Annotated in this window: 22 protein-coding genes; all 22 read right to left on the minus strand. The window is 29.4% G+C overall.

What is annotated here, in order from left to right; genetic code table 11:
* Nucleotides 1-120: 120 nt before the first annotated feature.
* The 22 genes from uvrC to FNZ64_RS12000 all read right to left on the minus strand — a co-directional run bounded on the left by uvrC (nt 121) and on the right by FNZ64_RS12000 (nt 26104).
* The gene (uvrC, locus tag FNZ64_RS11895) at nt 121-1989 is read right to left on the minus strand and encodes an excinuclease ABC subunit UvrC (RefSeq protein ID WP_142415154.1); all 1869 of its coding nucleotides are present in this window, start codon (nt 1987-1989) and stop codon (nt 121-123) included.
* A 31-nt stretch (nt 1990-2020) separates the two neighbouring features.
* On the minus strand, nt 2021-2644 hold the full coding sequence (locus FNZ64_RS11900; protein WP_142415156.1) for a metal-dependent hydrolase: 624 nt from the start codon (nt 2642-2644) through the stop codon (nt 2021-2023).
* Between the two features lie 180 nt (nt 2645-2824).
* Complete coding sequence (locus FNZ64_RS11905; protein ID WP_142415158.1) at nt 2825-4228, minus strand: peptidoglycan D,D-transpeptidase FtsI family protein; 1404 nt, start codon at nt 4226-4228, stop codon at nt 2825-2827.
* Between the two features lie 2 nt (nt 4229-4230).
* A complete protein-coding gene (locus tag FNZ64_RS11910) occupies nt 4231-5502 on the minus strand; it encodes an FtsW/RodA/SpoVE family cell cycle protein (protein ID WP_142415159.1) in 1272 nt (423 codons plus the stop codon).
* An 18-nt stretch (nt 5503-5520) separates the two neighbouring features.
* A complete protein-coding gene (locus FNZ64_RS11915; RefSeq protein WP_142415161.1) occupies nt 5521-5967 on the minus strand; it encodes an FHA domain-containing protein in 447 nt (148 codons plus the stop codon).
* 187 nt (nt 5968-6154) lie between these two features.
* Nucleotides 6155-8977 (minus strand): excinuclease ABC subunit UvrA, encoded by a 2823-nt coding sequence (uvrA, locus tag FNZ64_RS11920; RefSeq protein ID WP_142415162.1) that lies wholly within the window; start codon nt 8975-8977, stop codon nt 6155-6157.
* A 22-nt stretch (nt 8978-8999) separates the two neighbouring features.
* Nucleotides 9000-10976 carry an excinuclease ABC subunit UvrB gene (gene uvrB / locus FNZ64_RS11925; RefSeq protein WP_142415164.1) on the minus strand — a complete coding sequence of 659 codons (1977 nt, stop codon included), beginning with the start codon at nt 10974-10976 and terminating at the stop codon, nt 9000-9002.
* Between the two features lie 75 nt (nt 10977-11051).
* Nucleotides 11052-12350 (minus strand): PDZ domain-containing protein, encoded by a 1299-nt coding sequence (locus tag FNZ64_RS11930; RefSeq protein WP_142415166.1) that lies wholly within the window; start codon nt 12348-12350, stop codon nt 11052-11054.
* Nucleotides 12351-12502: 152 nt separating this feature from the next.
* A complete protein-coding gene (locus tag FNZ64_RS11935) occupies nt 12503-13756 on the minus strand; it encodes a S41 family peptidase (protein ID WP_142415167.1) in 1254 nt (417 codons plus the stop codon).
* 148 nt (nt 13757-13904) lie between these two features.
* A complete protein-coding gene (ftsX, locus tag FNZ64_RS11940) occupies nt 13905-14795 on the minus strand; it encodes a permease-like cell division protein FtsX (RefSeq protein WP_142415169.1) in 891 nt (296 codons plus the stop codon).
* Complete coding sequence (ftsE, locus tag FNZ64_RS11945) at nt 14785-15471, minus strand: cell division ATP-binding protein FtsE (RefSeq protein WP_142415171.1); 687 nt, start codon at nt 15469-15471, stop codon at nt 14785-14787. Before ftsE ends, ftsX begins: the two co-directional genes overlap by 11 nt.
* A gap of 260 nt (nt 15472-15731) precedes the next feature.
* Nucleotides 15732-16088 carry a hypothetical protein gene (locus FNZ64_RS11950; RefSeq protein ID WP_142415172.1) on the minus strand — a complete coding sequence of 119 codons (357 nt, stop codon included), beginning with the start codon at nt 16086-16088 and terminating at the stop codon, nt 15732-15734.
* Nucleotides 16089-16264: 176 nt separating this feature from the next.
* Nucleotides 16265-17662: a dihydrolipoyl dehydrogenase gene (gene lpdA, locus FNZ64_RS11955; RefSeq protein WP_142415173.1), complete on the minus strand. Its 1398-nt coding sequence runs from the start codon at nt 17660-17662 to the stop codon at nt 16265-16267.
* 364 nt (nt 17663-18026) lie between these two features.
* The gene (locus FNZ64_RS11960) at nt 18027-18374 is read right to left on the minus strand and encodes a type II toxin-antitoxin system PemK/MazF family toxin (protein WP_142415175.1); all 348 of its coding nucleotides are present in this window, start codon (nt 18372-18374) and stop codon (nt 18027-18029) included.
* Nucleotides 18334-18651, minus strand: a complete 318-nt coding sequence (locus tag FNZ64_RS11965) for a CopG family transcriptional regulator (RefSeq protein ID WP_142415177.1) — start codon at nt 18649-18651, stop codon at nt 18334-18336. Before FNZ64_RS11965 ends, FNZ64_RS11960 begins: the two co-directional genes overlap by 41 nt.
* A gap of 148 nt (nt 18652-18799) precedes the next feature.
* A complete protein-coding gene (gene alr, locus FNZ64_RS11970) occupies nt 18800-19960 on the minus strand; it encodes an alanine racemase (RefSeq protein WP_142415179.1) in 1161 nt (386 codons plus the stop codon).
* Between the two features lie 53 nt (nt 19961-20013).
* Nucleotides 20014-20652, minus strand: coding sequence for a germination lipoprotein GerS-related protein (locus FNZ64_RS11975; RefSeq protein ID WP_142415181.1), 639 nt, complete (start codon nt 20650-20652; stop codon nt 20014-20016).
* A gap of 176 nt (nt 20653-20828) precedes the next feature.
* Nucleotides 20829-22331, minus strand: coding sequence for an NAD(P)H-hydrate dehydratase (locus FNZ64_RS11980; RefSeq protein WP_142415183.1), 1503 nt, complete (start codon nt 22329-22331; stop codon nt 20829-20831).
* Nucleotides 22332-22335: 4 nt separating this feature from the next.
* Nucleotides 22336-22707: a holo-ACP synthase gene (gene acpS / locus FNZ64_RS11985; protein ID WP_142415185.1), complete on the minus strand. Its 372-nt coding sequence runs from the start codon at nt 22705-22707 to the stop codon at nt 22336-22338.
* 279 nt (nt 22708-22986) lie between these two features.
* Nucleotides 22987-23340, minus strand: coding sequence for a DUF6514 family protein (locus FNZ64_RS11990; protein ID WP_185903767.1), 354 nt, complete (start codon nt 23338-23340; stop codon nt 22987-22989).
* A 356-nt stretch (nt 23341-23696) separates the two neighbouring features.
* Nucleotides 23697-24980: a hypothetical protein gene (locus FNZ64_RS11995; RefSeq protein ID WP_142415187.1), complete on the minus strand. Its 1284-nt coding sequence runs from the start codon at nt 24978-24980 to the stop codon at nt 23697-23699.
* The gene (locus FNZ64_RS12000) at nt 24977-26104 is read right to left on the minus strand and encodes a DUF58 domain-containing protein (RefSeq protein ID WP_142415189.1); all 1128 of its coding nucleotides are present in this window, start codon (nt 26102-26104) and stop codon (nt 24977-24979) included. Before FNZ64_RS12000 ends, FNZ64_RS11995 begins: the two co-directional genes overlap by 4 nt.
* Between the last annotated feature and the right edge of the window lie 10 nt (nt 26105-26114).

The following is a 26114-nucleotide window of genomic DNA, read 5'->3' on the forward strand; positions in this document are numbered from 1 at the left end:
AAACAGGATAAATTTCTATATTTAATTATAACACTTTATTATTAATCTGTAATTTATCTAATTAATTTGTAACTAAACCTTTACTAATTTTATTACCTATTACTTTTTACCTATTACTTCTTATTTATTTTTACCCTTAAAATATTCAACTATACTCTCTGCCGCTTTTTTACTTATAGTAGGAGTATCTAGCAATTCTTCTAAAGAGGCCTTTTTTATATTCTCTACACTTCCAAATTTTTTTAATAAGGCTCTTCTTCTTTTTTCTCCTATATTCGGTATGTTTTCTAAAATAGAGTGTAGAGTCCTCTTATCTCTTAAACTTCTATGGTACGTTATAGCAAACCTATGAACTTCATCTTGAATTCGAGTGATTAAGTGCATAAGCTGAGAGTTACTTTTTATAATCAATTCTTCGTTATTATATATTAAGCCTCTAGTTCTATGGTTATCATCCTTTACCATTCCGCATACGGGTATATTTACATTTAATTCTTTTAAAACTTCTAAGGCTATATTTATTTGACCCTTTCCTCCGTCCATAAGAATTAAATCTGGAAATACACTAAACTTTCCCTCTATAAAATTAATTTCTCTTTCTGTTATCTTTTTTATTTCTTTTAGTCCATGCGAAAACCTTCTATACAGTACTTCCCTCATACTATCATAATCATTAGGTCCTTCCACTGTATTTATTTTAAATCTTCTATAATCACTATTCTTAGGTTTTCCTCTTTCAAAAACTACCATAGTTCCAACAGAATCCATACCCATAAGATTAGATATATCATATGCCTCTATTCTTTCAATTTTGTTTTCTAATCCTAATATATCAGCTAGCTCTTCCATAGCAATTCTTTCTAATTCTTTTTCTTCTAATATCTTTTGTTTAAAACTATCTAAGGTTAACTTAGCATTGCTCTTAACCAATTCAAGAATTTTCTTCTTTTCACCTATTTGAGGTATTTTTATAGAAACCTTAACTCCAGATTTTAAGCTTAACCAGTCTGAAACTAATTCCTCTTCTTCCATTGAAGGGACATAGATAACTTTAGGTATAAAGGCCGTTCCACTATAGAAAGATTTAATAAAATCATATATTATATGACCATCACTTAAATCCGCTGTATTTTCTAAAGTAAAGTTTTCTCTCCCTATAATCTTCCCATCTCTTAAAAAGAATATTTGAACACAGGTATCTTTTTCATCTTTATATAAATTGATATAATCCTCATTATTAAAATTATTTGATACAATTTTTTGTTTTTCTAAAACTACTTCTATAGATCTTATCTTATCTCTTAAAACTGCAGCCTTTTCAAAGTTAAGTTCCTCTGAGGCTTTTTCCATATCTTCCTTTAATTTATAAAGCATAGCCTTATCTTTTCCATTTAAAATATCTATAATTTCATGAACCATTTCTCTATACTCATTTTTACTTATATATCCTGCACAAGGTGCTTTACACTTACCTATATGATAGTTTAAACAAGGTCTTATGGGATCTTTACCCTCTTTTATAGAGAGTTTACACGTTCTAAGAGGAAATATTCCTTTTAAAAGCTCAACCACCTCATATACTGATTTTGAATCTGTATAAGGTCCGAAATATTTAGCTCCATCATTCACATAATTTCTAGTAACAAAAATTCTTGGAAAATCCTCTTTTAAGGTAATTTTAATAAAGGGATAATATTTGTCATCTTTTAATAATATATTATATTTTGGACTATATTTTTTAATTAAATTACATTCTAATATTAAGGCTTCCATTTCTGAATCCGTTATTATATATTCAAATTCTGCAATATTTTTTACCATTGCCTTAACTTTTTCTGAATGGTTTTTAGAGTTTTGAAAATATTGTCTTACCCTATTTTTCAAAATTTTAGCTTTTCCTACATAAATAACTTCACCTAATCTATTTTTCATTAGATAAACCCCTGGCTTATCTGGAAGGTTTTTTAAATGGTATTCAAAATCAAACACTATATCACCTCTTTCTCCCTATTCTACATTCCTATTTAAAACTTATAGGTAGAAGTTCCCAAGGCATTAAAGCATACATAATATATAAAAGTAATACTATATTTATAAATCCCTCTATCCCTTTTCCTAATTTTGAATTTAGTGAATAATTTAGGGGGAACTTTATCTTTTTCTTATTTATAGGATAAAACAAGGGTATCCCTGCTTTAGTAAGCATATCACAAAGTAAGTGTCCACCATATCCTAAAACTATATAAAAAGTTAGGTAGGGCTTTGAAAACTTAGTTTCCCAAAGTGCTCCTATTACACTAAAAATTAAAAAACCTAAAAAACTATGAGAAAATCCATTTCTGTGAGAGTTTAGAGATATAACAATAAAAGAAATCCCTAAGGCCTTAAGTGCTAAATCATTCCAGTATATATAATCAAACCAAAGTATTAATATTCCAATGCATGCGTAAAAAGTTCTTTTAGTATTTTCATTTTTTATGGGAAGTATGTATTTATTTAATATGCTTTTAGGGTGGTCAATATCTGGTAAAAGTGCTGCTCCAACAGTTACTATTAGACCTAAAACTTCAAATTTCCCGGGTAATTTCCCACAAAAAAACACATAACTTGATAACCCCACCATAGCATGAGTTTTTCCTTGCATAATAGTCTCCTTATTAGGTAATAATTTTACCAAAAAACAACTTGATCATTCCCCATTATACCACAATTATAGACATATTATAAGTTTAAACACAACATACGTTCGAAGCCTTTTCACTATACAAATTAAAAGGAATTTTCTAATGAAAACTTTAATTTCAAATTAGAAAATTCCTGTTTTTTATCTTTGTAAATAGCTCTTTACTAAATCTCTTGAAATAGTTGCTGCGGTACTTCCACCAGTACCTCCTTCTTCAACTAATACGGCAAAAGCTATTTTAGGTTTATCATAGGGTGCAAATCCTATAAACCATGAATGTGATTCAGAACTTTCCATATGTTCTGCCGTACCTGTTTTACCGCAAACTTGAATGCCATCTATAGCAGCTTTTTTACCTGTTCCTCTGTTTACTACATCTTTCATATAACCTTTCAGCAAATTAGCCTGCTCAGGTGAAAGAGGCTCTCCTAAAACTTCTCCCTTATATGATTTAATATTTTTATTATTATCAGTTATAACATTAGTTACCATAATAGGTTTCATTAACTTGCCATTATTAGCTACAGAACTAGCAACTAAGGCCATTTGGATTGGTGTTGTAAGAACACTTCCTTGTCCTATAGCACTTTGTGCAATGTTACCTTGTTCATAGTTTTTAAGCTCTGGAAATCTACTATTTTCTATTACTAAACCTTCTGCAGGTATGTTTTTATTAAAAAAGAAGTTCTCTGTACTTTGTTTTAGTTTTGCATTTCCTAAATCTAATCCTAATTGTCCAAAAACTACATTACTAGAATTAACAAATGCATCCCTAAAGTCTATGTTTCCTAAAGCATGCCCTCCATAATTTTTTAGAGAGTATTTATCGTTAAACTTTAATACTCCATTATCTTTAAAGGTTCTGCTCGTAACCCCTGGCATATTCTGTAGTGCACTTGTGGCAGTTACAACTTTAAATATAGACCCAGGAGGATATAGGCCTGAGGTAGCTCTATTTAGCAGGGGGCTATTTTTATCTGCATTTAGGTTTTTCCATGAATCTTTTAAATTATTAGGATTATAAGTAGGTTTTGAAACTATAGCTAAAACTTCTCCTGTAGATGGATCTAATGCAACGATTGAACCTTTTCTATCGCCTAAAAGCTCACTGGCTTTTTTTTGAAGTCCTGTGTCTAAGGTTGTAACCACATTATATCCTTTTTTAACACCTTTTTTGTTTATAGGGTTAAAAACGCCTTCTATTTTACCCATAAGCTCCTTATCATAGATTCTTTGTAATCCTGTAAGTCCATATACATCATCCATGTATCCTAGAACATGTGCAAAGTCTCCTCCACCAATATAATTAAGACTCTGCTTTCCATTTTTTACTCCATTGCTCTTTACTAAAACTTTTTTATCTCTATCTAAAATACTTCCTCTTTCTGTATTGTTTCTCTCATACCACAATCTATTATTAAAAGTACTACTTTCTATCTTTTCTCCATGTGCAACGTAAGTATACATAATGTAGGAAATTAACATTATAAAAAGCAATAAGAATATGACTAAAACTTTTTTTATGTTTTGTGATATATCTCTCATATTTACCTACCCTCTTCTGAAATTTTCTGAAGAATACCTAAGGAAAAAAATGTTACTATCATAGAACTTCCTCCTTGACTTACAAAGGGCAAAGTTATGCCTGTAAGTGGTACTGCTCCAGTAACTCCACCAATAATAACAAGTACCTGTGCAGCTATCATAGTGCTATATCCTACAGCAAGTAACTTTGAAAAATCATCTTCTGTATATATAGCAGCTCTCATGCATCTATAAAAAAGTAAGAAGTATAAAAGCATAATTGCTATGCCCATTACTATTCCCATTTCTTCACATATAGCAGCAAAGATAAAGTCTGAAGTAACAACAGGTATTGCCTTAGGTTGCCCTAATCCTAAACCTGAGCCAAAAAAACCTCCAGATACAATAGCAATTAAAGACTGAACCAATTGATGCCCTTCATTATAACCATACTTAAAAGGATCTAACCATATCTGTACTCTCACTCTTACGTGTCCAAAAAGTTTATAACTTATGATACCACCTAATATAAACAGTATAAAACATACAATTACATACTTAAATTTAGATGTTCCAATATACAACATAGTTACAGATATACCAAAAAATATTAGAGCTGATCCTAAATCTTTTTGAAGAACCATAAACCCTAAGGTTATCATAACAATTAAAGCTGGTTCTATTAAAAGTATTATACTTTTTTTTGATTTTTCAAAACTCCTTTTATTACCTAAGTTATTCTTTTGGATAAAATCATCCATCTTGCTTTGATAGTCCTTTAAAGCTGATGCTAAGTACGCAACTAAAGCTATTTTCCCGAACTCTGAAGGTTGAAAAGTAAATCCTGCAACAGTTATCCAGTTTTTTGAACCAAACTTTGCTTCAGCAAATAGTGTTCCCATAGACATAAACATTACAGTTACTATTAAATAAAAATACTTGTACTTAGAAAATCTTTTTAAATCTGGTATTACAACCACTATAAATATAAATAAGCATATTCCTATAGTAAACCACATTACTTGTTTTATAGATGCTAATTTATCTAATCTATATAGCATTACAATCCCTATTACAGATAGTATGTTTGCAAATATAAGTATGTATTTATCTCCATCTGGAAAGAATTTTCTTATAATAAAATGAGAATATGCTAGTAAAACACATAAAATCCCAGCCATAGCAAGGGAACCTTTATCGAAGGTGCTTTGAATTATGGCTAGATTAAAAAAACAAACTAATGTCAATAAATAAGTAAGCCTTAATAACTTTTTTTCTTTCTTATAATAATTCATTTTATTTCCTCCTAATAATTAGGATATAACCTTAAAAACTGCACTTCCAATCTTTATGCTATCACCTGGATTCAATAAGGAATCATTGCTTAATAAATTATTATTTAAATAAGTACCATTGGTACTATTTAAATCAGATATTAAATAAGCATTATTTTTCATGTATATTTTTGCATGATATGAAGAAACATATGAATCATTAAGGATTAGCAAATTATCTGGTTTTCTTCCTATGGTTAAATCTCCATTAATTGGAATTACTGATCCAGGCCTTAAGTTTATATTTCCTCCTGAGCTTACAACTTCTAGGCCAACAGATCTTCTCTTATTGTTTCTTGAATTACTCTTTTTACCTTTAGGATTTTTAATGTCTCTATACATTATGATTAGGGCTAAAAATATTATTATATATATTATTCCTATGATTACAAATTTAAATATTGAACTTAAACTCTCCAACCCCATAAACTCACTCCTCTTTTAAATATTTTAGCTCTTAACTCTTTTTTTGTATCATGGGTAAACTACTATCTACTTCGATTTATAGTAGCTAATTCCAGATTTCTCAAACACTAATTAAAGCTATTCATATAAGTATCTTTTAATAATTAAGACTAGCTAAATAGAAGCTAGTCTTAATTTCATAGCTTTATTATAGCATTTTTTTAAGATATTGTCCTGTATATGAATGCCTATTTTTAGCTATTTCTTCGGGAGTTCCAGTACAAAGTATAGTACCACCTTTTTCTCCACCTTCAGGTCCAAGGTCTACTAAGTAGTCTGCTGACTTTATTACATCTAAGTTGTGCTCTATTACTACTATGGTATTACCACCTTGAACTAATCTTTGTAAAATTTTTATTAATCTACTTACATCATCAATATGAAGTCCTGTTGTAGGTTCATCTAAAATATAAAAAGTTTTTCCTGTGCTCCTTTTTGAAAGTTCTGATGCAAGTTTTATTCTTTGTGCCTCTCCTCCTGACAACTGGGTTGAAGGTTGACCTAATCTCACATATCCTAAACCAACATCCATTAAGGTTTGTAACTTATTCTTTATTCTAGGAATGTTCTCAAAAAACTCTAGAGCTTCTTCTACGGTCATGTTTAATACATCATCTATACTTTTACCCTTGTATTTTACCTCTAAGGTTTCCCTATTGTATCTTTTTCCCTTACAAACTTCACAAGGAACATATACATCAGATAAAAACTGCATTTCAATTTTTATAATTCCATCTCCATGACAAGATTCACATCTTCCACCTTTTACATTAAAACTAAATCTTCCTGGCTTATATCCTCTCATTTTAGCTTCTGCTGTGGTAGAGAATAGCTCTCTTATAACATCAAAAACTCCAGTATATGTTGCTGGATTAGACCTTGGTGTCCTACCTATAGGGCTTTGGTCTATATTTATTATTTTATCTATATTTTTATAACCTAAAATTTCCTTATGTGCACCTGGCATATTTCTAGAACGGTTTATGTTTCTAGACAATCCTTTATAAAGTATTTCATTTACTAGAGTACTCTTCCCAGAACCAGATACCCCTGTTACGCAGGTAAATAAGCCAAGAGGAAACTCTACATCTATATTTTTTAAATTATTCTCTTTTGCTCCTATAATCTTAATAGCTTTTTCACCTGGTGTTCTTCTTTCTGTAGGAACCTCAATGATTTTCTCTTCTCTTAAGTATTGACCAGTAATGGATTCTTTACACTGTTTAATCTCTTCTAAAGTTCCAGCTGCTACAATTTTGCCACCATTTTCTCCTGCTTTTGGTCCTATATCTACTACAAAATCAGCTTCTTTTATGGTATCTTCATCATGTTCAACAACTATTAAGGTATTTCCTAAATCCCTTAAATGTTTTAGGGTAGAGATTAACCTATCGTTATCTCTTTGATGAAGCCCTATACTAGGCTCATCTAATATATATAGAACCCCTACTAAACTAGAACCTATTTGAGTTGCAAGCCTTATTCTTTGTGCTTCTCCTCCTGACAAAGTTCCTGATGCCCTAGAAAGATCTAAATATTCTAGTCCTACATCTACTAAGAACCTTAATCTACTATTTATCTCTTTTAATATTTGATTTCCTATTATTTGATTCTTCTCACTTAGTTCCAAAGTATTCAAAAAATCTAATTCTTCTTTTATTGCCATATTACAAAATTCATATATATTTCTCTCTCCTACAGTAACAGATAAAGCTTCTGGATTAAGCCTAGCTCCCTTACACTTAGGACAAGGCGTATCCTTCATAAATTGCTCTATCTCTCTTTTTATGTAATCTGAATTAGTTTCCAAATACCTTCTTTTTAAACTAGGTATAATTCCTTCATATTTATGATTGTACACTCCATACCTAAAATCTTTAACATATTCAACCTTTAGACGTTCATCCTTTGTTCCATATAAAAGCATATCCAAAATTTCACTGTCTAAATCTTTTATTGGAGTCTCTAAAGAAAACTTATACTTTTCACATAGAGCCTTTAAAACAGCATATCTCCATGAATCTTCTTTAAGACTTCCTTCACCATAGCAAGCTATAGCCCCACTCATTATACTCTTTTCTTTATCTGGTATTATTAAATCCTCATCTATTTCCATTAAAGTTCCAAGTCCATCACAATGGTCGCATTTTCCATAAGGAGAGTTAAAAGAAAATAATCTAGGAGCTATTTCCCCTATACTTATACCACACTCTGCACAAGAAAAATTTTCACTAAATAAAATATCCTCTCCATCTATTATATTTATAATAACTAATCCCTCTGCAAGTTTTAAAGCTGCTTCTAAGGAATCTGATAATCTACTTTCTATACCTTCCTTAACTACTATTCTATCTATAACTATTTCAATAGTATGCTTTTTATTCTTTTCAAGTTTAATTTCACTTTCAGTTATGTCATAGATCTCACCATCTATTCTGGTTCTTACATATCCATTTTTCTTTATATTCTCTAAAACTTTTTGATGCTCTCCCTTTCTCCCTCTTATTATGGGAGCAAGAACTTGAAGTTTAGTTCTCTCTTCTAACTGCATAATTTTATCTACCATAGTATCTATACTTTGCTGGCTTATCTCCTTACCGCATTTAGGACAATGTGGTTTTCCTATTCTTGCATATAAAAGTCTTAGATAATCATAAATTTCTGTTACTGTTCCCACTGTAGAACGAGGGTTTCTACTAGTAGTCTTTTGATCTATTGATATAGCAGGTGAAAGTCCCTCTATATATTCTACATCTGGCTTATCCATTTGACCTAAAAATTGTCTTGCATAAGCAGATAAAGATTCTACATACCTTCTCTGCCCTTCTGCATATATAGTGTCAAAGGCTAAGGATGATTTTCCTGAGCCAGAAAGTCCTGTAAAAACTATAAACTTGTCTCTTGGTAACTCTAAATCTACGTTTTTTAAATTATGAACTTTTGCACCTTTTATTATTATTTTATCTTTCATAGTTTTCCCTCCCTTAAAAGGACTACTCTTTAACTTGGTTTTTTAAAGATGTTATAATATCTCTTAATTCAGCTGCTTTTTCAAACTCTAGGTTTTTAGCTGCTTCCTTCATATCTTTTTCATATTCATCTATTAAAGATAATATCTCTTCTTTATTTCCTTCTACAATAGGTTCTGATATATTATATTGTTCCTCCTCTTCTGCTGAAGTTGTTGCCTCTATTATTTCTCTTATATCTTTATAAATAGTTTTTGGTGTTATCCCGTGTTCTTCATTATATTTCATTTGTATTTCTCTTCTTCTATTAGTTTCACTTATAGCCTTATCCATTGCCTTTGTAATTTTATCTGCATACATTATAACTTTACTTTCAGAGTTTCTAGCTGCTCTTCCTATGGTTTGAATAAGAGAGGTTTCCGACCTTAAAAACCCTTCCTTATCCGCATCTAATATAGTAACTAGTGCTACTTCTGGAATGTCTAAGCCCTCTCTTAAAAGGTTGATACCAACCAAAACATCATATTTTCCTAGTCTTAAATCTCTAATAGTTTTCATTCTATCCATAGTTTTAACTTCTGAGTGAAGGTAAGCTGTCTTAATTCCCATTTCTTTTAGATATTTTGTAAGATCTTCAGCCATCTTCTTAGTTAAAGTAGTAACTAATGTTCTATATCCACGGTTTATAGTCTCTTGTATACTAGCATATAGATCATCTATTTGCCCCTCAGTACTTTTTACTATGATTTCTGGATCAAGAAGTCCTGTAGGTCTTATGATCTGCTCTGCCGTATTTTGTGAATGTTCCTTCTCATAATCACTAGGAGTTGCACTTACAAACACAGTCTGGTTTAGTCTTTCTTCAAATTCATGAAACTTTAAAGGTCTATTGTCATATGCACATGGAAGTCTGAAACCATAGTCTACAAGATTTCTCTTTCTTGAATAATCTCCACCATACATAGCTCTAGTTTGTGGGAGTGTAACGTGGCTTTCATCTATAAAAAGCAGATAATCCTTTGGAAAATAATCTAAAAGTGTATTTGGCGGTGTCCCTTTTAACCTACCATCTAGAACTCTAGAGTAGTTTTCTATACCACTGCAATATCCCATTTCTCGTATCATCTCTATATCAAAATTAGTTCTTTGTTTTAACCTTTGAGCTTCTAGTGCTTTTCCTTCTTCTAATAATTCTTTTAATCTCTCTTCTAACTCAACTTCTATTACCTTTATTGCTTTCTCTAGCCTATCCTCTGAAGTAGCAAAGTGAGATGCAGGGAATATCATAGCATGTTTTCTCTTTCCTGTTATATGACCTGTTAGTACATCAAATTCACATATTCTATCTATTTCATCTCCAAAAAACTCTATTCTTATACCTGTATTAGTTGAGGATGCTGGAAAAATATCTATAACATCCCCTCTAACTCTAAAGGTTCCTCTAACAAAGTTTATGTCGTTTCTCTCATATTGAATGCTCACAAGATTTTTCATTACTTCATTTCTTTGAACTTCCATACCTTCTCTTAAAGATACTGTAAGTTTTTTATATTCTTCCGGATTACCTAATCCATAAATACAAGACACAGAAGCTACAACTATAACATCTTTTCTCTCTAAAAGAGCAGCTGTAGCAGAGTGTCTTAATTTATCTATTTCATCATTTATAGCAGCATCCTTCTCTATAAATGTATCCGTTTGGGGCACATAAGCCTCTGGCTGATAATAGTCATAGTAAGATACAAAGTATTCTACGGAGTTCTCTGGGAAAAACTCTCTAAATTCAGAACATAACTGAGCTGCAAGAGTTTTATTATGAGCTAAAACTAGGGTTGGCTTTTGAACCTTTTCAATAATATTAGCCATGGTAAAAGTCTTACCTGACCCCGTAACTCCAAGAAGAGTTTGAAATGACTTTCCCTTCTTTATCCCATCTGCTATGGATTCTATAGCCTGTGGTTGATCACCAGTTGGTTTAAACTTAGAATGAACTTTAAACATATCTTTGCCTCCATTGAACAAACGTTCGTTTATACTACTATTTTATGTTTTTAAACTGCTTATGTCAAGGTAAGCTTATTTTTCTTTTCCTTTCATACTATCTAATATGTCCTTAAAATTCTTTTTACTACTTCCCTTATACTTTATGAATTTATCGTCCCCAGCTATGCTTTTTGGTACAAATACAACCCCTAACCTTTTATCCTTAGTCATACTGTTATAATAAATTTCTTTTATTTCTCCAGTACCTTTTTTTACTTTTAGCCATAAAAAGTTTTGAAGTTCTCTTAAATTTTCAAATATGTCCTTTTCGCTATCTATACTTTTATTATTTACTTCTATCAATAGATCTCCACTTTCTATCCCCATCTCTTGTGCAGGGGAATTAGGTGCAACTTCTAAAACCATTATTCCCTCTTCACTACTTGTGTATTTAGCCTCTCCTTTTATCTCAAAATAAGTATCTAAAAATAACATTCCCTCATGAGCAATTGGAGCAAATATCAATACTACTAATTGTGCTAGGTACCCAAAAGATGCAAGTTGAGCTACTAGGGATAAAATTATGCCATAGGACAAAATTAATAATCCTGAAATTAAACTCTTCCTTTTTTTACTCTTAGTAAAAGTTATACTATTATAACCAACTACAGCATAGAAAGGAGTAATTGCTAATATAGATGACTTTAGTAGAGTTTCTGTAATACCACCATGAATTAAAGGCCACCAACTTGGCGTTATTAATTGTTCCTTAGTCACATCCATGACTAATTCCTTAGAAAACATAAGCATAATAGCTATAGGAACTGCCCAGTACCTATTAAGGGCAAATCCTCCCATTATTTTTTCATCTTTGTTAGCAAAAACAGGAATAGCCCCTTTACTACCGTCAATCATAACTAAAAATCCTTCAACTACATGCATTACCCCAACCAAAGTCATTAAAGATACTATATTTAATTGTATATATTCAGATGTTTTTATTCCTAAAAAATCACCAACTAATTTCATAGTTAAAGTTATAAGTCCTAATAGTGCTCCTGAATAGGAAAAACATATATACTTGTGATTAACAAACATAAGTATAATAGATAATAAAAAAAGCATATATATAACAGAATTATTTGGAAATGACACCCCAAGATAACTTAAAATTAAGCTTCCTATAGCCCCACCTAAAATTCCTAAAACTATTTGTGAAATTGTAAGCTCTAAAGAAGAATTAAGCCCCTCTCCTATAATCATCTTCTGCATCATAACTGTTCTTCTATTTTTTTTATAAAAACTTATGCCTAAAATAATAAGCAACATAACAAACATAGGATCTGTTATAGCATAAGCAACTCCTTGTATGGCATAAAATCCTATTTTCATAAAATCCCTCCCCTTATTAGATTCTCTAAATGTAAATTAGGGGATGTGGCATTAAGAATAAATACTACAATATATTGTGCTAATTTAAAATTTGCAAATCAATATATTGTGAGTAAATTCCTTAGTGCTACAGCCCCAATTCAAAATAATCCTTACTTAATTTTACCCTTTATTACTTCTATAGCCTTATTAAGTTGAGGATCCACTTTTCTATCGTAAGGTTTTTCCCTTAACTCATTTGGATATGCTACTTTTATATCTGGTTCTATACCCTTTTTATCTATATTATGTCCTTTTGGAGTATAATAATGTGATATAGTTACCTTTAAAGCTGTGCCATCACCAAAACCATAAAGTATATTATCTAAAACAGTCTGAACCTTACCTTTTCCAAAGGTTGTAGTTCCTATTATAGTTCCTTTGTCATAATCCTTAACTGCAGCAGACAATATTTCTGAAGCGCTAGCCGTTCCTTCATCTACAAGTATTGTAAGTGGAAGTCCTTGTGCTAAACCTCCCATGGATTTATATTCTTTTTTATTGTTATATTTATCCATGGTATAAACTATAGTATTACCTTCTGGTATAAAGTTTGATGTTATCTTAATACATTGATCCACAAGTCCACCTGGGTTACCTCTAAGATCTAATATAAGTCCTTTAATATCTTTACTTCTTAATTCCTTAAGCTTTGCCATAAAACTTTCTGCAGTATTTTCATCAAACATACTCATTCTTATATATCCTATGCTATCTTGTAGAACTTCTCCTTTTACAGTTATCATTTTAATTTCTGAAGCTACTAGTTCTACTGGAAAATTTCCTTTGCCTTCACGGTTTAAAATAAGTTTTACCTTTCTTCCTTCTTTTCCTTTCATCATTAAAATAGCACTATCTAAATTGTTAGGATTTACTTCTAAATCATTTACTTTTACAATAATATCTCCTGGAAGTATTCCAGCCTTAGCTGCTGGTGATTCTTCAAAAGGTGCAATAATAACAACTTTATTATCCTTTGTGACACCTACTTGGATACCTAATCCAACATATTTTCCTTCTGTCTCAGTATTCCACTTTTCAAACTCTTTTTTATCCATATATGAGGTATACGGGTCTTTTAAAGATTCAGTCATGCCTTTTATAGCACCATCTATTAGTTTCTCTTTCTCATACTTTCCATCATAAAACTTATCAATATTGGCTTTAACTGCAAAAAGTTTTCTAAAATCCTGTATCTCATTCATAGAAACTTTGGTAGTTACTTTTGTATAAATTTTAGGAGATACAATTGCTGTAATACCATTAGTAACTAATAATAAGGCTATTATTAAGGCAACCTTTCTAAACTTTTTATTACCGTCTTTTTTGGGTTCATATCCATTTACATCCTTAAAGTGTTCATTCATAGTTTTACCTCATTTCTCCATTTTTAAATATGCCTTTAAAAAACAGATGGAGATAAAAACTCCATCTGATTTACTTTTTCCATTACTATTTATTATTTCTAATTATAAATATTTTAGTCATTATATAGTTTATTAAAAATTATTTATTTTATACCTTTAAGTATTTTCTTACAGATAATATACTTCCGAGAGCTCCTATAATAGCACCAGCTATTAAGAACTTCCAACTCATAACAACTAATATATATGAAGGATTTACTAAGCTAACAAATAAATTATTCATAAGTTTTCCATATACAAATATTTTATATATATAATATAACAAAGCTGTTGATAATAAACTTCCTATAAATCCTATTAATACTCCTTCTATAATAAATGGCCATCTTATAAACCAATCTGTAGCACCAACAAATTTCATTATTCCTATTTCTCTTCTTCTAGAGAATACAGCAAGCTTTATAGTGTTTCCAATTAGGAACATGGATACAAACATAAGTATTACGAACATACCTCCACCTAAAAGTTTAAGTGTTTGGCTTATTCTTTCAATTTTATCTGCTACGGCCCTAACATCTCTAATTCTTTGAACACCCGGAAGTCCTGTTACATTTTGAACAACCGTTGATATTTGTTGAGGCTTGGCCACTGTAACTATGTATGCCATTGGGAAAGGATTTTTTTCTTCTAATCCTTTAACTAATTCTTCTCCATCTTCTCCAAATCTCTTTTTTGCATTTTCAAGGGCTTGTTTTTTATCTTCAAACTCTATATTAGTAACACCCTCAGTTGCTTGTATCTTATCTTTAACAAATTTTAATTGATCTTTTGTTATATTATCTTCAAGATATATATCTGCTTGCAAATTAGATCCTATTTGCTCTACTACTCCATTAATAGTAACCATGGACATCATGAAGACACCAAATATAAACAAAGTAGCCATTACTGTAGCTATAGATGCAAAACTTAAAGTTCTATTTCTTCTTAAGCTTTTTATTGATTCAACAACAAAGTATTTAATATTACTAACCTTCATTCCTATACATTCCCCTCTGTTCGTCTCTTGCTATAACACCTTTTTCTATAGCAATAACTCTTTTTTTCATCATATCAACTATATCCTTAGCATGTGTTGCCATTACTATAGTTGTGCCCGCTCTATTGATGTCACTTAATATCTCCATAATTTCTAATGAAGTTTCTGGATCTAGATTTCCTGTAGGTTCGTCTGCAATCAACATATTAGGGTTGTTTACTAAAGCTCTTGCAATAGACACTCTCTGTTGTTCTCCTCCCGATAATTCATTAGGAAAAGCCATGTATTTTTTAGAAAGTCCTACCATAGAAAGAACTAAAGGTACTCTCTTTTTTATTTGCTTTGAGCCACTCTCCGTTACCCTCATGGCAAAAGCTATATTTTCATATACATTTAAGGTTGGTATAAGTCTAAAATCCTGGAATACTATACCTAACTTTCTTCTATAATAAGGAATTTTAGCTTGTGAAAGTGCTGTTACATCAGTATCATCCACTATTATCTTACCTGAAGTAGGATTTACTTCTTTTAATAGCATCTTTATAAATGTAGATTTACCCGAACCACTTGGACCAACCAAAAATATAAACTCTCCTTTTTCAATTTTTAAGTTTATATTAGACAAAGCTATGACATTATTATCATAGGTTTTCGTTACATTTTTGAACTCTATCATACAAATTCTCCTTATTTTATGTATTATGTAAAATAGCCTACATTATTAGACTAAATATGTGATAAAACTACTCTTATTATAACATAAGATTTTAATATAAAAAAATCAATTTTATTAATTTTTTTTTAATTGATACAATGTAAAATAAGGAATGACCCTTATGATCATTCCTTAGAAATTCTTATTTAGGTAAGTAGCCATTCTTTTCTTCCACTTTAAATAAGATGAAAATATTAGAACTGATAGTCATTGGATATAAATTATCTCATTAAATACAGTATGTAGTCTAATATTACTGCATAGATTAAAACCATTGCACTAACATATCCTATTACTTTAATTAAGCCAAACTTATAAAAATGCTTATCCCACTCTTTTTGATGATTAAGTTGCCCCATATATTTAGGTTTCATAAAAGCTATAGCACAAACAAAAAGTCCTAAACAAGAGGCGTAAATAGCCATGGCATAGATCCATCTAAATACTAAAACATAATTTAATCCACCTTTTACTAATCCATAGATAATACCTATTAAGCTCCCAATAACTATTGGAATAAGGGATACCTTCAGTGAAATCTTAAAACAGGTAAAAAAGTCATGTACTCTCTCTTGCATATTGTGTCCCCTTCCTCCTCCTAATAACTTTAAAAAATATAATCCTAAGCTTCAGATTAAACTTTTATTAACACTGAAGCTTAGGTATTTTTTATATTTTTTTATCTTATATATATTTTTTATTTATAGTATTATATCATAATTCTTTTTTTTAATCACTTTTAAATTTCAGAAAATTACTTTCTTTTGGGAATAGAATGTATCGCCTCATCATTTAAACTTAAAACAGCTTCATAGAAAACTTCTCCTAGAGTTGGATGGGCATGTACTGATTTTTTAACATCTTTTATAGTTAATTTATTGCTTACTACGACTTCTGCTTCATGGATTAGATCTGATGCATGAGGCCCCATTATATGAACTCCAAGTATTATTTGTGATTCTTTATCACATATAACCTTTATAAATCCATCAGTTTCGCCTAGAGCCAATGCTTTTCCGTTAGCACCAAACATAAACTTGCTAGCTTTATAATCTATTCCTTGTTCTTTTGCCTCTTCCTCAGTCATTCCTACTCCTGCAACTTCTGGGAATGTAAACACGCATTCTGGAATTACTGCATTAAACTCTTCTTCAGAATTATCAAATAATTTCTCAACCACAAAGACCCCTTGTGCAGTTGCAGCATGAGCTAACATAGATTTTCCGTTAACATCACCTATTGCATATATATTATCTATATTGGTTTTAAAGTTATTATCAACTTCTATACCTTTTTTTGTATATTCTATAGATATATTATCTAAACCTAATCCTTCTATGTTTGGTCCCCTACCAGTGGAAACAAGAACTTTGTCTGATTTAAACACTTGTTCACCCTTTTTTCCTTCAATTTTTACTGCCAATCCATCTTCACATTTTTCAACGCCAGTTACTTTTACTCCTCCATGAATTTGCATGCCTCTCTTCTTCAATAAAACCATAAGTCTTTTGCCTATATCCCCATCCATTTTTGTTAATATATTTGGACGTCGTTTTATTACTACAACTTCACTTCCCATAGCATTAAATATTGAGGCAAATTCTAGTCCTACTACTCCTCCACCTATTATAGTTAACCTCTTTGGAACCTCTGTTAACTCTAGCAGCTCATCACTATCTATAACTCCTGTATTTTCAAGACCTGGAATTGGAGGAAAAACACCCTTTGACCCTGTGGCTATCATGATATATTTTGCAGTTAACTCTTCTTCTCCATTTTCTGTTTTAACTATAATAGTATTGTTATCCTTAAATCTTCCTTCACCTTTAATAACTTCTACTCCATTGGCTTTCAAAAGTTGCTCTATACCAGTTACCAAATTATTCACAACTTCTCTCTTTCTCTCTTGTACTTTTGAAAAATCTAACTCATAAGAGCCTACATTTATGCCAAATTCATTCATCCTTTTCATATTGTCAAATAATTCTGCATTTCTATACAACGATTTAGTAGGTATGCACCCCTTATTTAAGCATACTCCTCCAAAATGCTCTTTTTCTACTAAAGATACTTTAGCACCTAATTGAGCTGCTCTTATTGCTGCTGCATACCCTCCAGGGCCTGCCCCAATAACAATTAAATCCTTTTCCATAATTACTACCTCCCCATATAGTATACAAAATATAACAACTTAATTTTATACATTAATTACTAATTTATACTTGAGATAAGCTAATATAACTTATTAATATTATACCATATTTATTAAGAAGTTTTAATTGATAATTAAAATTTCTTAATAAATATTATCTATAAAAAAAGAGTTAAACTTTTAAAGTTTAACTCTTTTTTATTCTCTCTCTAAAAATCTAACTCTTATTCTAAATCTAAAAAGTAGATCTTAGAGATACCTAATTTTCTATGATAATTTGTAAGTTTTAAATGAAGCGAAAACTCCATGTAAAACTTAGATTTCTATTTTAATTTATTTATATACAGATAAATAAATTTAATTACTATAACCCTATGCTTATTGCTAAGGCGTCATCAACTTTTTTCATATCTTCATCTGACATATGACCGATTTTTTCTTTTAATCTTTTTTTATCCAAAGTTCTAATTTGCTCTAACAAGACTACAGAATCCTTATTTAATCCGTAATCTTCTGAAGATATTTCAACATGAGTTGGTAATTTTGCTTTGTTTATTTGAGAAGTTATTGCTGAGACTATTACTGTAGGACTATATTTATTACCAATATCATTTTGTATTATTATAACCGGTCTTACACCACCTTGTTCAGAGCCGATAACAGGACTTAGATCAGCATAGTAAATATCTCCTCGTTTCACTGTCATTGTCATCTGGAAAATCACTCTCCAAAAGCCCGGTTTCGTATTTATTTAATTCTTCATTATAACTTTCAAAACCTAACTCGCAATATTGTAAATTTAATTCTGCCATTTCTTCATATCCATTTTTCATCTGTTCCTGGAAATCTAATTTTTTTGTTTCCTCTATATATAATATTACTGCTTCTCGAATAAATTCACTCTTTTTTTTATTATTTTTTTTTAAAATTTTATCTAATTCATTATTTAGTGTTTCAGAGAGGTTAATAACTAATCTTTTTCTCGACATACAAAAATTAATACCTCCTAATTAAGCTACAGCTATATAATATGTATACTCATAAAATATTATATTTCAACAAATATACGTATGTCAAAAATTTTTTCTACTTTTTCCCCTAATTTACTACAAATAATTTTTGTATTCGAGTATAAGACTAGATATAATTACGAATTTGCACTACTTTTCCTTCTTTTATGTAAACCCTTGGTACTCTTTTTCCTAACACACACAGGATTTCATAACTTATAGTACCAATTAAATCCCCAATTTCTTCTGCTGTTATTTTATTATTGCCATCTTCACCAATTAATATAACTTCTTCACCAACTTTTATATCTTTTATATGTGTTATATCTATCATGCATTGATCCATGCATATCTTTCCTACTACAGGGGCATATTCCCCTCTCACTAACACCTTTGCTTTACCTGTTAGTAACCTACTATATCCATCAGCGTATCCTACTGGAAGGGTTGCAATTACAGTTTCTTTCTCTGTTTTAAATGCTCTTCCATAACCTATGTATTCCCCTGCTTTCACTTTTTTAATATTAACCACATTTGTCTTAAGAGACATTACTGGCTTTAAAGAAATTCTATCTTTTTTAACCTCATTAGAAGGATAGTACCCGTATAATATAATTCCAGGTCTTACCGCATCTAAATCACAATCGCTTAACTCTATAATAGCTGCACTATTACTTATGTGTCTTTTCCCTATACTCACCTCCTTCTTAATTAATTCCCTACAAAACCAATTAAATCTATCTATCTGAACTTTAGTGTAGGTCTTGTCCTCTTCATCGGCAGAAGAAAAGTGTGAAAATATACCTTCAACTTTTATGTTAGGAAGTTTACTTATTTTCAATATTTCTTCTAGACTTTCCTCTTCCTTTAAGTACCCTATTCTTCCCATACCTGTATCCAAAGCTATGTGAATCTTAGCTATTTCATTTTTCTCCCTAGCTACCTTGGATAATTCTTGTGCAAATTCATAGGAATAAACAGTTTGTTCTATATTATATCTTAATATTTCATCAATAAAACTAGGAGGTGTAAATCCTAGAATTAAAATAGGACACTTAATACCACTTTTTCTAAGTTCTATTGCTTCACTTAAAACAGCCACAGCTAAACTTTTAGCACCGTTTCTAAGTAAAACTGGTACTATATCAATTGCTCCATGACCATATGCATCTGCTTTTACTACAGCCATTATCTCTTTACTCTTTGTTATCTTTTTAATATTTTGCATATTATGTGCAAGGTTATCTAAATTAACTTCTGCCCACACTGGTCTTAAATGTTTAAACAAAATTGTCACCTCAATCTCTACTCTTTAGATTATCTACAAGATACTATTATATACTAAAATTTTAACTCTGCTTCATTTACTTTTTCATTCTTTAAAAAATTTTCATATTTTATTTTTACAGTGACTTCATTTTTTTTGTTTAAAATTATTAACTCCTTAGGTAATCCCTCTATATTACTTATAATAAGCTTAGCACTTCTTAAATTTTCATTGTTTCCTAATAGTTGAAAACAAAGTGTCTCCTCATCTTTACCCTCAGATTTTGTTTTAATATTTTTTAGATTTTGTTCTGTATAGAGATAGTTTAAATATTCCTCTATAAAACTAAGTCTAAATACATCCTCTTTTTCAGCTTTTTCTTCTATAACTTTTCCAGTGTCATTATTTTTAACATACCTCTTTCCATCTTTGTATAAATAAGTATTTTTTCCTAGTTCAATTAAGCTTCCTTTGTTTTTTAAATACTTTTGTTTTCCTGTATACACTAATTCTTGCTTATTATTTTTACAAGTTATACTTATATTAGTACTATAACTTTCTATACTTTTTAGTGCTTCTAAGGTTTTAGATGTGTTGTCTTCTGTTTTATAAAAAAGCTTAAATAAGGTAAAAATCCATACTGACAAAAGAACTATTACTATAAATTTAAAGTAATGTTTGCCAATTATATTTTTTTTAAGATTATCATTCATAGTCTGCCCCCTAAAGTCTATATGTCTTTTAATATAGATTTTATTATAAAAGACTATTATATATGACTAATTTAAAAGGTATTTTATGAATTATTTAAGGGCTACTTTATAAACTATTTAAAATTTCTTTTATAGAATACTTGAAAATTCTTTTATAAGTTCTCTTATAAATTATCTTATAAATTATTTAAAAGTTCTTTTATAAATTTAGGCAAGTTATTTATAATGTCTTCTGCTGTTACAACAAACTGTTCTATGCTAAGCCTCTCTCCTATATATCCATGTATAAAAGCCGCCATAGCAGTTGCTTTTAATGGTTCATACCCTTGTCCTATAAGAGATGCTATAATTCCTGTTAAACAATCTCCCATGCCTCCATTAGCCATGGCACTATTTCCTGTAGAGTTTATATATAATTCTTCTCCATTAGTTATAATTGTGTTAAACCCTTTCAAAAGCAAAACAACTCCATATTTCTTACTAAATTCTTTTGCCATATCTAATCTATATTCTTTTATTTCCCCTATTTCTTTTCCAAGTATTCTACTAAATTCTCCTAAATGAGGTGTAAGAATTATAGGATACTTATTCTCCATGGTTAATAGTTCTAAATTATCTTTTAAAACGTTTATGCCATCTGCATCTATAATTACAGGGCAATTTCTATGCCTTAAAACTTTTTTAACTACATTTAAAGTTTCACTCTTATTTCCCATACCCGGCCCTATGGCTATAGCATCTGCTTTTTTTATATATTCTTCTATGGACTTCGAATTATTAGCAATACTCATAGCCTCTAATAATCTTGAACTAACACTTTCTAAAACATCTTCTTCTGTGCACACTGTTACAAGTCCAGCGCCACTTTTAACTGCTGATTTTGTGGCAATAACTGAAGCTCCAGTAAACCCCCTTGATCCAGCAAAAATAAGTACTCTACCAAAATCCCCCTTATGAGCTAAAGGATCTCTCTTCTTTAAATTTTTATATATAAATTCTTTTTCTACATATGTTTCTTTTTCATTTATAGTTTCTAAGGCAATTTGAGGCATACCAATAGACTCTACTACTACTTGTCCAATATAATTTCTAGCATCATAAGAAAAAAATCCTCTTTTATACATAACAAAGGAAACTGTTTTATTGGCCTTTACTGCAACTCCTAATATTTTACCTGAATCACTATGAAGTCCTGAAGGTATATCAATAGCTAAGGTATAGTTGCTCTCTTCATTTATTATACTTATAACCTCTTTAAATAAACCATCGACCTCTCTTTTTAAGCCTGTACCAAATATACCATCTAAAACAAAGGAGTGTTCTTTTATAGAATTTCTTAAAAGGTTTAGTTCCTCTTCTCCTTTTATTTCAATAATACTAGCTTTTATATTTTTTAAGATCTTGTAATTAACTAAAAAATCTTCTGATGGATTGTTGTTTCCTACGATAAATACTTTAACTTCCATGCCTTGAGACATTAAATGTCTTGCAACAACTAATCCATCTCCTCCATTGTTTCCTTTTCCACATACTATAATATAATTTTTAAATTTATTATACTCTATATGTTTTAGTATTTTTAGTGCTGCATTTTCCATAAGCACTATACCAGGAATGCCCAATTCTTTTATACAATAAGAATCTAAATCTCTTATATTTTGTGCCCTTCCAATATCCAAGTAATTACACCTCCAAAACAGCGTAAGCTATAGCATTAGTTTCGCTATGAGAGATACTTATATGAATATTATAATCTCCGTTTTTTTCTGCAATTAACTTTGCTTTTCCTCTTAGTGTGGCTAAAGGTTTTCCAAGGGCATTATGTTCTATTTCTATATCTTTAAAGTCAAATTCCCTAAACCCAGTTCCCAAAGCTTTTGCAACTGCTTCCTTTGCAGCAAATTTGCCAGCTACAAACTCTGGTCTAAACTTTTTACTTTCAAAATACTCAATTTCATTTTTAGTAAAAAGTTTGGTTAAAAAAGTCTCCCTTCTCTCTAAGGACTTTTTTATCCTATAAATTTCAATAATGTCTACCCCAACACCAACTATCAATATACTTCGCTCCTTTTTAATTAATTGATAACCTTTATGTTTTAAAAACTACGTTAATTTATTATATGTAATATTATAATATAAATTTAAAGCTTAATTACATAAGTTTTAAATACAAATAAATTTTGTTTATTAATTGTATTTATATTTTAAAATAGGCATACTCTATATGAGATGCCTATTTTAAATAAAATTATATTAGGAGGTTAATTTTTAATATGAAAATTTATCTGTAATAAGTATATTAAAAGTCATAATTCTATTAAGTACATAATATAATTAATATGAAGATGTATCCTTTAAATACTTATCGAAGTCAGAGATATATTCATCTATGTACTCCCCTAAGACTTCTACTAAGTGAATTGGTGATACATTATTTGTGTATAATATTTTTAATAATTCATGAACCTTATATCTTTGTGGGCTTATACTCTTAATACAATCCCTCTCAATATTAATTAATCTTCCCTCAACTACATCCTGTCTTTCAACTTCTATTCCATAGGTTTGAATTTGAGCTAATTCACTTTTAATATATAGTGACATATCACTCCTAACTAACCTATAAATATAATTATACTTTAAATCATCCTTCTCCACATGCTTAGATATACTTTCAACTATTATCATTTTTTCTCCCCTACCCTTTCACTCCAAAATAATACCATGTTTATATATTATCATTAGGTATAGAAAAATTATGTCAGTTTATGATTACATGTTGATAATTTTATATATTAAAAATTGACAGGTTTTAATGATTTCTATCAATAAAATAAGTATTTCATATACTTTTCCCCAGTAATCTGCTAATTCATTGCTAAAGTTCCTGTCGAATTTGTTATATATTTATCTAATTATAAATATAACTTTTTTTTAAATTATACACATATTAACATAAAAATATCCACAGATATCAACTTATGCCTTAAATAGCTTAAAGTTATTAACATCTATGGATAAAGTACTACGTAATTATCTAAATTTTAAAATTTTTTTAGCTGTTTATTTACAATTTTATAGCTTTCTTTAACTTTTTCTAAATCTTCCTCTGAAACTTCATGGAGAGAAAACTTAGCTTTATTATAAATTGTGGATAAGTCTTCTAATTCCTTATTATTATCAATGTGAATTTTAAGCACGTTAGCTAGTACTGTAGATGTCATATATTTCTTAAAAAAATTCTTTTTATAACATACTTTTAAGAACCGTTGATATGTTTCTAAAACAATTCCTCTTTCATCTTTATTAGAAGTTAGAAGTGTCTTAAATATCTTAAATTCTTTTTTCTTTTTAGTATAAATTTTTTCAGAAAATTCATCCTCACTTTCTTTAGGAGAAGAATAATAAACATTTTCAATGAAAAATTTGTAGATTTTATATATGATATATAAAATCACACATACTAACAATATCTTTAATATACTATTAACTAAAGGTATATCTAAAAAACTAACTTTAAACTCCTCAGTTTTTATATTTTTATTTATAATTGGTTTAACCTCTTCCCCCAATTTAGGATTCTGAATATTTTCTTTTGATAATAGATACGCTTTTAGATCTTCGAAAATAAAACTTAAGGGTGCAAACACTACATACATTAAAAAATCTAAAATCTTATCTAAAATCTTATCTAAAAATCCCTTTATTGTTCTAACTATAAAGTAAAATCCTTTATATATAGGATCTATAGAAAAAATCATTACAGAAATTCCTATCAATACATTTAAATATTTACTATTTTTATTTTTAATCTTATAATCGTAATTTCTACTCTCTCTTAAAAGTAATATACTAATTGCTATGGAAAAGAAGTATAACACTGTAATTTCCCTAAATAATTCTCTATAAAAAACACTCATTAATATACCTATTATTATAATTAGAATAAACCCCTTACTTATCCTGTATTTATATTCATCGTGATTAATAATATTATCACTATCTTTATTTAAAATAATTAATATGAAAAGTATATAAATTAAATTTACTATAAAGAGTTTTAAATTACTAATATATATTACTAATGGACTAACTACTAAGCATATTAATGTACTTAGTATAATTAACTTTTTATGATTTTCCATAGAATGAAAAGTTCTATATGCTAAATATTTCGACGTTAATATAATGACTAAATCTAATAAATAAAAATATTTACTTAAGGGTTCTCTTATTACTAAATTACATAGAAAATTTAAAGCTATAAAAAATATAGTGTTTATAAAGACAACATATAAAAACTTAACTTCTTTGTACCAAGTAATCATATTATCTCCCCTCCTTTAAAGTCTACTTTTTCTATACCTCTTATCTTAGATAACTTCAAATTGGAGGATACATCTATTAAAATTATATCTATGCCTTTTAAGCTTAAATCATAAATAAATTTCTGGACTTCTTCGCTTAAAAAAGATGCTATTATTACATAAGTACAATTGTTGTTAAATTTTTTTATATTCCTTTTCAATAATCCTATAAAACTTTCATTTTGCATATTATACATTCTAGCACAAAGTTCTAAAATGCTTTTTAAAGAATTAACAGAAGGTCTAATTTCTGTACTAACCTCTCCTGAAGAAGGGCTTACTATTCTAGCATTTGTCCACATTCCTGTATCTATACCGGATTTTATGCTTTGAGCAGCTAATGAAGCTGCTATGCTTATAGCATTTTCCACTTCTACTTCATGTGTACTGCTCCAAATTTCTTTTCCATACTCCACATTAATCATAATAATTAATTCTCTCTCTGAAGTATAGTCATACTCCTTTACCATAAGCTTGTTCATCTTTGCACTAGATGACCAATGAACATCTTTTAATCTATCTCCTATAGCATATTCTCTTATACCACGGATAAATAAGGGGTCTTTATATATCCACCTTTTTATAATATTATCACCATACAAACTTGTGGAACTAAACTTATATTCATTAATATTTTTAACTTCTGGATATACTATTATTTCAATATAATTTCTTATTTCTTTTTCCTCTACGGCATATCCAAATATATCTCCAATAGTTACATTAACGTCACTAATTGTATATACCCCTCTTTTACTAGCTTTTAATCTTATGGTTTTAACTCTTCTTTCATAACCTCTTAAACTATACTTACTCACATTAAATTTAAAACCTTCATTTTCATCTTCTACGTTGTTTTGTGCAAATTGAAAGGTAGAGTAAAACTTCTCTTTTACATATACAAAAGATATAGGAAGCCTTTTTTTGTTTTCCAAAATTGTGGTTATTTTAAATTCTTCATCTTTAAAAACTCTATTTTTATCTACTGTTCTATAAATATTTAAATCCTTAAATCCCTTATGTTTTATAATGTCTGCAACTTTGTATAAAATATATAATGTAAAGCAAATAAATATTATATACATCTTTTATCAC

The organism is Hathewaya massiliensis, assembly GCF_902143515.1.
In the GTDB taxonomy this organism is placed as follows: Bacteria; Bacillota; Clostridia; order Clostridiales; family Clostridiaceae; genus Hathewaya; species Hathewaya massiliensis.

Bases quoted from the DNA above. Each gene is read 5' to 3' on its own strand.
- FNZ64_RS11900 (WP_142415156.1), bottom strand. From the start codon at position 2,644: ATGCAAGGAAAAACTCATGCTATGGTGGGGTTATCAAGTTATGTGTTT.
- FNZ64_RS11905 (WP_142415158.1), bottom strand. From the start codon at position 4,228: ATGAGAGATATATCACAAAACATAAAAAAAGTTTTAGTCATATTCTTA.
- FNZ64_RS11910 (WP_142415159.1), bottom strand. From the start codon at position 5,502: ATGAATTATTATAAGAAAGAAAAAAAGTTATTAAGGCTTACTTATTTA.
- FNZ64_RS11915 (WP_142415161.1), bottom strand. From the start codon at position 5,967: ATGGGGTTGGAGAGTTTAAGTTCAATATTTAAATTTGTAATCATAGGA.
- uvrA (WP_142415162.1), bottom strand. From the start codon at position 8,977: ATGAAAGATAAAATAATAATAAAAGGTGCAAAAGTTCATAATTTAAAA.
- uvrB (WP_142415164.1), bottom strand. From the start codon at position 10,976: ATGTTTAAAGTTCATTCTAAGTTTAAACCAACTGGTGATCAACCACAG.
- FNZ64_RS11930 (WP_142415166.1), bottom strand. From the start codon at position 12,350: ATGAAAATAGGATTTTATGCCATACAAGGAGTTGCTTATGCTATAACA.
- FNZ64_RS11935 (WP_142415167.1), bottom strand. From the start codon at position 13,756: ATGAATGAACACTTTAAGGATGTAAATGGATATGAACCCAAAAAAGAC.
- ftsX (WP_142415169.1), bottom strand. From the start codon at position 14,795: ATGAAGGTTAGTAATATTAAATACTTTGTTGTTGAATCAATAAAAAGC.
- ftsE (WP_142415171.1), bottom strand. From the start codon at position 15,471: ATGATAGAGTTCAAAAATGTAACGAAAACCTATGATAATAATGTCATA.
- FNZ64_RS11950 (WP_142415172.1), bottom strand. From the start codon at position 16,088: ATGCAAGAGAGAGTACATGACTTTTTTACCTGTTTTAAGATTTCACTG.
- lpdA (WP_142415173.1), bottom strand. From the start codon at position 17,662: ATGGAAAAGGATTTAATTGTTATTGGGGCAGGCCCTGGAGGGTATGCA.
- FNZ64_RS11960 (WP_142415175.1), bottom strand. From the start codon at position 18,374: ATGACAATGACAGTGAAACGAGGAGATATTTACTATGCTGATCTAAGT.
- FNZ64_RS11965 (WP_142415177.1), bottom strand. From the start codon at position 18,651: ATGTCGAGAAAAAGATTAGTTATTAACCTCTCTGAAACACTAAATAAT.
- FNZ64_RS11975 (WP_142415181.1), bottom strand. From the start codon at position 20,652: ATGAATGATAATCTTAAAAAAAATATAATTGGCAAACATTACTTTAAA.
- FNZ64_RS11990 (WP_185903767.1), bottom strand. From the start codon at position 23,340: ATGATAATAGTTGAAAGTATATCTAAGCATGTGGAGAAGGATGATTTA.
- FNZ64_RS11995 (WP_142415187.1), bottom strand. From the start codon at position 24,980: ATGATTACTTGGTACAAAGAAGTTAAGTTTTTATATGTTGTCTTTATA.
- FNZ64_RS12000 (WP_142415189.1), bottom strand. From the start codon at position 26,104: ATGTATATAATATTTATTTGCTTTACATTATATATTTTATACAAAGTT.